Source organism: Mesorhizobium sp. M5C.F.Ca.IN.020.29.1.1 (assembly GCF_003997375.1).
In the GTDB taxonomy this organism is placed as follows: domain Bacteria; phylum Pseudomonadota; class Alphaproteobacteria; order Rhizobiales; family Rhizobiaceae; genus Mesorhizobium; species Mesorhizobium wenxiniae.
Genome location: NZ_RZSW01000357.1, coordinates 1 through 6,559 on the forward strand (window position 1 = coordinate 1; position 6,559 = coordinate 6,559).

The 6,559-nt window shown below is 63.5% G+C and carries 5 protein-coding genes; 2 read left to right on the plus strand and 3 right to left on the minus strand.

Annotated features, from left to right (window positions below):
* Both EOA85_RS23915 and EOA85_RS23920 read left to right on the plus strand, forming a co-directional pair.
* On the plus strand, nucleotides 1-974 hold a 974-nt coding region (locus EOA85_RS23915), incomplete at its 5' end, for a DUF6504 family protein (RefSeq protein ID WP_348627926.1).
* Entirely contained in the window at nucleotides 971-4,336 is a 3,366-nt protein-coding gene (locus EOA85_RS23920) for an error-prone DNA polymerase (RefSeq protein ID WP_127211410.1), read from the plus strand. The genes EOA85_RS23915 and EOA85_RS23920, both read left to right, overlap by 4 nt.
* 12 nt (nucleotides 4,337-4,348) lie before the next feature.
* Here the strand turns inward: EOA85_RS23920 and EOA85_RS23925 are convergent, their stop codons facing one another.
* From EOA85_RS23925 to trxA, 3 genes are all read right to left on the minus strand, one after another.
* Nucleotides 4,349-4,585: a Trm112 family protein gene (locus EOA85_RS23925; protein WP_065007323.1), complete on the minus strand. Its 237-nt coding sequence runs from the start codon at nucleotides 4,583-4,585 to the stop codon at nucleotides 4,349-4,351.
* A gap of 191 nt (nucleotides 4,586-4,776) precedes the next feature.
* Complete coding sequence (locus tag EOA85_RS23930) at nucleotides 4,777-5,448, minus strand: LON peptidase substrate-binding domain-containing protein (protein WP_127211411.1); 672 nt, start codon at nucleotides 5,446-5,448, stop codon at nucleotides 4,777-4,779.
* A 165-nt stretch (nucleotides 5,449-5,613) separates the two neighbouring features.
* Nucleotides 5,614-6,559, minus strand: a 946-nt coding sequence (trxA, locus tag EOA85_RS23935; RefSeq protein WP_127211412.1) for a thioredoxin, incomplete at its 5' end; no start/stop codon positions are given.

Genomic DNA, 6,559 nt, shown 5'->3' on the forward strand with positions numbered 1-6,559 from the left:
TGGCAGCACCGCGCGCGCCGCTCGCCCGCCGCTTCGGCACATCGCTGCTTTTGCGCCTCGACCAGGCGCTCGGCCGCCTTGACGAGGCGGTGTCGCCGCGCCTGCCGGTCGCGCCGCTTTCGGTCGAACGCCATCTCGCAGAACCCATCATGCTGACCGACGAATTAGAGCGGCTGGTGAAAATGCTGGCGACGACATTGAAGATGGACCTCGAGCGCCGCGGCGAGGGCGCAAGAAGGCTGGCGCTGCTGCTTTTCCGCGTTGACGGCGCCGTCAGCCGCATCGCGGTCGGCACGTCGCGGCCCTTGCGCGAGCCGTTGCTGATCCAGAAATTGTTTCACGAAAGGCTCGCCGCGCTCGAACAGGACATCGATGCCGGCTATGGCTTCGATCTCGTGCGCCTCTCGGTCCTGTCGGCCGCGGCCTTCGACATGCAGCAGGCGGATCTCGCCGGCGAAACGCACGATGACGGCGCCGACATCGCCCTTTTCGCCGACCGCATCCGCGCCCGGCTCGGCGAAAGCGCGGTTTTGAAACCGGTTGCCGTCGAGAGTCATCTGCCGGAGCGCGCCGTCGCCACGCTTCCCTATGCGGAGGCGCCGCAAAGGGTCTCTCCGCCGAAGAAGCCGGACAAGATGCAAGACACTTCATCCACGCCTGTCTTTCGGCCGGAACGGCCGATCCGGCTGTTCCGTTCGCCCGAACCGATCGAGGTGCCGGCCACCGAAATGCCTGAGGGACCGCCGATGAACTTCCGCTGGCGGCGCGCGCTGTACCGGGTCGCGCGCGCCGAAGGGCCGGAACGCATCGCCCCGGAATGGTGGCGGGAGACGTCGGGGCCGGAAGACGCGCCGACCCGGGATTATTTCCGCATCGAGGATAGCGACGGCCGCCGTTATTGGCTCTACCGCCAGGGTCTCTACGGCGCCTCTCAAGTCCCGCCGCGCTGGTTCATGCATGGGGTCTTCGCATGAACGCGCTGACGGTCGTTCCCTATGCCGAATTCGGCATCCAGTCGAATTTCTCGTTCCTGCGCGGCGCCTCGAAACCGGAGGAGCTGGTGGTCGCGGCAAAGTTTCTGGGCTTTTCGTCGATCGGGCTTGCCGATCGCAACACGGTGGCCGGTGTCGTGCGCGCTTGGCAGCAGGCCAAGGTGGAAGGTCTTTCCTATCATCCCGGCTGCCGCCTGGTTTTTTGCGATGGCACGCCCGACGTTCTCGCCTATCCGCAGGACCGCAAGGGCTGGGGCCATCTGTGCCGCATGCTGACGCAAGCCAATATGCGCGACGATAGCGAAAAGGGCGCACCGCTTCTCTATCGCGACGACTTTTTTGAATGGGGCGATCTCATGTCCCTGGCGGTCCTGCCGGATCTGTCGACGCCGGCGGAGGATGGTCTCAGGCTGGTTAGCCGACTCAAAGACCGCTTCGGCAAGAATCTGCGGCTTGCCGTTTCGCCGGATTATCGCGGCAACGACCACTACCGTATCGAGCAGGCAGCTGCCATGGCTGAGGCATCAGGCCTTCCGCTGATGACGACCAACGACGTTCTTTACCATACGTCCGAACGGCGCCGGTTGCAGGACGTGCTGACGGCGATCCGCCTCAACGTGCCTGTTGCCGAAGCGGGGCTGGAACTGGCGGCCAATGCCGAGCGCCATTTGAAGCCGCCAATGGAGATGGCGCGGCTGTTCCGGCGGCATCCGCAAGCACTGGCGGAAACGCTGCACTTTGCCGGCGAATTGAGCTTCTCTCTCAGTGACCTCCAATACAATTATCCCGATGAACCGACGGAGTCGGGCCTCGGGCCACAGGCCGAACTGGAAAGGCTGGCTCGAGAGGGAGCCGCGATGCGCTACCCCTCAGGCGTTCCCGCCGATGTGACTAGGCGGATCCGGGAAGAGCTCGCTTTGATCGAGCGCCTGAACTACGCGCGCTATTTCCTGACTGTCTACGACATCGTCAAATTCGCCCGCAGCCAGGGCATACTCTGCCAGGGGCGTGGCTCCGCGGCTAACTCGGTGGTCTGCTATTGCATCGGCATCACCGAAGTGGGACCCGAGCGGATCGACTCGCTTTTCGAGCGTTTCATTTCCGAGGAAAGAAACGAGCCGCCCGACATCGATGTCGATTTCGAGCATGAAAAGCGCGAAGAGGTCATCCAGTACATCTACGAGAAATACAGTGCCAAGCGCACTGCGCTTGCCGCGGCCGTCGTCAGCTACCGGGGCCGCTCGGCGATGCGCGAAGTGGCCAAGGCGATGGGCCTGTCGGACGATGTCAGGAGCGCGTTGTCCAGCTCGATCTGGGGTTGGTCAACCTCGGAGCTCGGCGAAAAGGAGACCAGGGCCGGCGGCCTCGACCAGACCGACCAATCGACAAGGCATGTGATCGAATGCGCCAACGAGATCATGGGCTTTCCCCGTCATCTGTCGCAGCATGTCGGTGGCTTCGTCATCACCAGGGACCGGCTCGACGAGATCGTGCCCATCATCAAGACGGCGATGGACGAACGCAAGATGGTCGAGTGGGACAAGGACGATCTCGACGCGGTGAAAATCCTTAAAGTGGACGTGTTGGCGCTCGGCATGCTGACCTGCCTGCAGCGCGCCTTCACCCTGCTCCAGGATCATTATCCGGAGGCGCGGGATGGCTATGGGCAACCATATGTGCTGGCCACCCTCCCTGCCGAGGACAAACATGTCTACGACATGATCTGCCGCGCCGACACGATCGGCGTCTTCCAGATCGAATCCCGCGCCCAGATGTCGATGCTGCCGCGCCTCAGGCCGAAAACATTCTATGACCTGGTCATCGAGGTGGCGATCGTGCGACCAGGCCCGATCCAGGGCGACATGGTCCACCCCTATCTGCGCCGCCGGCAGGGCAAGGAAAAGCCCGAATATCCCAAGCCGGAACTGGAAGAAATACTCGGCAGGACACTGGGCGTTCCGCTGTTCCAGGAACAGGCGATGAAGATCGCCATCGTCGCCGGCGGCTTCAGGCCGGGCGAGGCCGATGAACTGCGCCGCGCGATGGCCACCTTCAAGCGCACCGGCACGATCGGCAATTATCGCAAGCGGATGGTCGATGGCATGGTTTTGCGGGGTTACGAAAAGGACTTCGCCGAGCGCTGCTTCAAGCAGATCGAGGGTTTTGGCGAATACGGCTTTCCCGAAAGCCATGCCGCCTCCTTCGCCCTGCTGGTCTATGCCTCCTGCTGGTTCAAGGCATTTTATCCAGACGTGTTCTGCGCCGCGATCCTGAATTCCCAGCCGATGGGATTTTATCAGCCGGCTCAGCTTGTCCGCGACGCGCGCGACCATGGCGTCGAAACCCGCGAGGTCGACGTCAATTTTTCCGGTTGGGACTGCGCATTGGAGGACGCACCCTTCGACCCGGCCCGCATCCTCGGCCGCCATGCCGAAATGCGCGGTGTCATCCGGACCAATCATGCCGTCCGGTTGGGTTTTCGCCAGGTCAAGGGCCTGTCGAAGGAGCGCATGGAGGTGTTTGTCGCCAGACGCGGCGACGGCTACGAATCCGTTCGCGATGTCTGGCTGCGCTCAGGCCTCTACGTCGATGAGATCGAGAAACTGGCGCAAGCCGACACTTTCCGTTCGCTCGGCCTCGACCGCCGCGACGCCCTGTGGGCAGTCCGCGCGCTCGACGGCAAGAGTGCCGCCGAGACCTTGCCGCTGTTCGACCAGCCGGCGATCCGCTTGCGCGATCTTGAGCCCGAGACCAGGCTGCCGACAATGCCGCTCGGCGAGCACGTCATCCACGACTACCGTTCGCTCGGCCTGTCGCTGAAGGCGCATCCGCTTGCCTTTCTGCGCCAGCGGCTGGACCGTTCCGGCGTCACGCCCAATGCGCGCCTCGGCCAGGTTCGGGACGGCAAGCGGGTTTCGGTCGCCGGTCTTGTCCTGGTGCGGCAGCGGCCGGGTAACGCCAAAGCGATTTTCCTGACGCTGGAAGACGAGCAGGCGGTGGCCAACGTCATTTTCTGGGAAAGAACCTTCAACCGCTACCGGCCCATTGTCATGGGCGCGCGGTTAATCCGTGTCACCGGCAAACTGCAGTCGGAATCGGACGTCATCCATATCGTCGCCGACAAGGTCGAGGATTTGACACCGTGGCTTTCCGTGCTTTTGGAGGAGGCCGGCACCGGCCAGCCTGTCAATGAGCCTTCGGCCAGTGGGCGCATGGAGAATGACAACCGCGAAGAGGGCGTTGCAGACGCACATGCCCCACAAGCCGCGCCGGTCCAGCGGGATCTCGTGGCGCTGTCGGGAAAGGCGGAGAAGGTCATGCCCAAAGGGCGCAATTTTCAATAGGCCTTACACCGTTCAGGACGGTCCGCCCAGACGCGGCGGCAATCCGTCCTCGAAGGGGAGCGAGCGCGCCTCCGAAGGCAGCATGATCGGGATGCCGTCACGCACCGGATAGGCAAGCCGTGCGACCCTCGAGATGAGCTCGCCTCGCTCCGGATCCCAGCTAAGCGGGCCCTTGGTCAGCGGGCAGGCCAGCAATTCCAGCAGTTTGGGGTCGACATTGGCCTTCTTTCCATCACGCCCATCCACCATTCGGTCTGTCCTTCTCTGGGGTCACTTTAGGTTTCGCGCGGCTCTCCCTTCTCCCCGGGGAGAAAGGAGAGCCGAAGGCGACGGATGAGGGGTGTTCCAGCTTGGCACCAACGGCGCTCCGTGCAGCACCCCTCAACCGTCTTGGCGCTGTGCCAATCTTCCTTCTCCCACAAGGGGAGAAGGAAGAGCCCCTATTGCAGGCTCGACCCGAAATCCTCGTTCTCACGTGCCAGCGCCATTTCGGTGATGGCGATCAGCGTTTCGGCGCGTGTCTTCAGGTCCGCGGCTTCGAGCAGCGCCTGTTTCTCGGCTGGCCCGTAGGGAGCCATCATCGACAGCGCATTGACCAGCATGGCATTTTCGGCGCGGCTGACGCTTTCCCAGTCGGCTTCAAGATCGTTGGCCTGCAAATAGGCGCGAAATGCCTTGAGCAGCGCTGGCCGGTCGATCTCGGCCTCTGCCTGATCTTCGTCGAGATCGGTGAGAAAGGGCGCAAACCGGCACTGGCGGAAGGGCGTTTTGACCACAAGCTCCTGCACGATGCGGAACCGGCACACACCTTGCAGCGAAATCAGGTAGCGGCCATCGCCGCTCTCGGAAAGTGCGATGATACGTCCGGCGCAGCCGACATTGCAGAGTTCCGGCTCGCCGTCGCCACGCCGTGCACCGTCGAGGCTGGGCTGTATAACGCCGATCAGCCGCGATCCGGCGATCGCCTCATCCACCATCTCAAGATAGCGCGGCTCAAAAATGTTGAGCGGCATGCGGCCGCCCGGCAGCAGCAATGCGCCTTCGAGCGGGAAGATCGGCACCGTCGACGGCAAATCCGTATCGAGTCGGTAATGCGCGTTTCCCGCCTGCACTTCAAGCCTCCGGTCGCTCCCTCAAGAAGCGCATGAAGCCCGCCCATCCCATCGCAACCTGACGCGTAATCGTCACGAAGCGAAGAACGGATCGGTCAGGCCTCCTAATCTGGCGCAGCCGTCGTCGATCGCAAGGCCATCAGGAAAAAACAGCTTTATGCGCGTTCAGGAAAACAGCAGCGACGACAATTTGCGCCGCGCCGCCAGCGTTGCCTCGTCGGTCATGCCCCATGCCTCGAAGAACTGCAGCAACTGCGTCTTGGCGCCGTCGTCGTTCCACGAGCGATCAGCCTTGACGATCGCCAGCAGATTGTCGGCCGCGGCCATGCGCTCGCCGTTGGCGTTCTGGACCATCGCAAGATCGAAACGTGCCTGGTGGTCCCCGGGGTTCTCAGCCAGGCGCCGCTGGAGTTCGGCCGGATTGCCAAGTGCTGCTGCCTGCGCGGCAAGCGCCATCTTGGCGCGTACGGCGGCGAGTGGCGGAGCATCCTTCTTGGCTTCCGGGGCCCGCGCCAGCACCGCTTCGGCGCCCTCGGCATCGCCGGCCTCGAACAGCAGATCGCCAAGCCCGGCAATCGCCTCGATCGTGTCCGGCGCCTGTTCCAGGACGGCGTCGTAGATGTCCGCCGCGGTCTGCACATCGCCGGCGGTGCGCGCCTCGGCGGCCGCGGCAAGCGCCTCGGCCACCTGCGGCGCACCATTGTTCTTGCCGCCGACCTTCTGGATGAACGCGGCGATCTGGCTCTCCGGAATGGCGCCCATGAAGCCGTCGACCGGCTGGCCATCCCTAAAGGCGATGACCGCCGGTATCGACTGGATACCAAGCTGGCCGGCGATCGAAGGATGGTCGTCGATGTTCATCTTGACCAGCTTGACCTTGCCGCCGGCGGCGGTGACCGCCTTTTCCAGCAGCGGCGTCAGTTGCTTGCAGGGCCCGCACCATGGCGCCCAGAAATCGACCAGCACCGGCTGACGCCGCGATTCCTGGATGACATCGGCGGCAAATGTGGCGGTCGTCGTATCCTTGATGACGTCGACGGTGACAGGCGGCTCGCCAAGCGCGACTCTCGCGGGAGTGGCCTCAGTGCCGCCATACTGCACTGTGGTGGCA

Coding starts and splice junctions, on each gene's coding strand:
- EOA85_RS23920 (WP_127211410.1), top strand. CDS start 971: ATGAACGCGCTGACGGTCGTTCCCTATGCCGAATTCGGCATCCAGTCG.
- EOA85_RS23925 (WP_065007323.1), bottom strand. CDS start 4,585: ATGGTGGATGGGCGTGATGGAAAGAAGGCCAATGTCGACCCCAAACTG.